The following is a 341-nucleotide window of genomic DNA, read 5'->3' as shown; positions in this document are numbered from 1 at the left end:
GCGATCGCCTTCAAGATTGGTAAATTGAAACCAATTGGAAACGTAATGAATTTTTGCCGGCAGTGGGCTCGTTGGATCAAGGTGGAATGTGATCTCGCCTTCATACTTCAATTGCCCGGCAATCGCTTTTGCAAGTGTGGTTTTTCCTGTACCGCTCGGACCGCCTAAGATCCATTGCTCGCCAGGAAAAATTTGCCAATTTAAGTCGTGCAGTACGGTATCTTTACCGTACTGAATGGTTAAATTGGCAATATGGACGACAGGATCTACCATTGTCTGTTTGCTTCAAATGCTTCGATTGAATCTTTCTGGTTAAGGATAAAATCAATGTCATCATATCC

General features: G+C 43.1%; 1 protein-coding gene. It reads right to left on the bottom strand.

Annotation, left to right across the window (positions count from 1 at the left end; all coding sequences use genetic code 11):
* The coding region (locus B2X72_RS26000; RefSeq protein ID WP_286852097.1) for an ABC transporter ATP-binding protein at positions 1-273 on the bottom strand (273 nt) is incomplete at its 3' end.
* Positions 274-341: the final 68 nt, after the last annotated feature.

Source organism: Sphingobacterium sp. UBA7253 (assembly GCF_002472745.1).
Taxonomy (GTDB): Bacteria; Bacteroidota; Bacteroidia; order Sphingobacteriales; family Sphingobacteriaceae; genus Sphingobacterium; species Sphingobacterium siyangense.
Note: the sequence above shows the minus strand (reverse complement) of the source record. Positions and strands in the feature narration are given on the sequence as shown.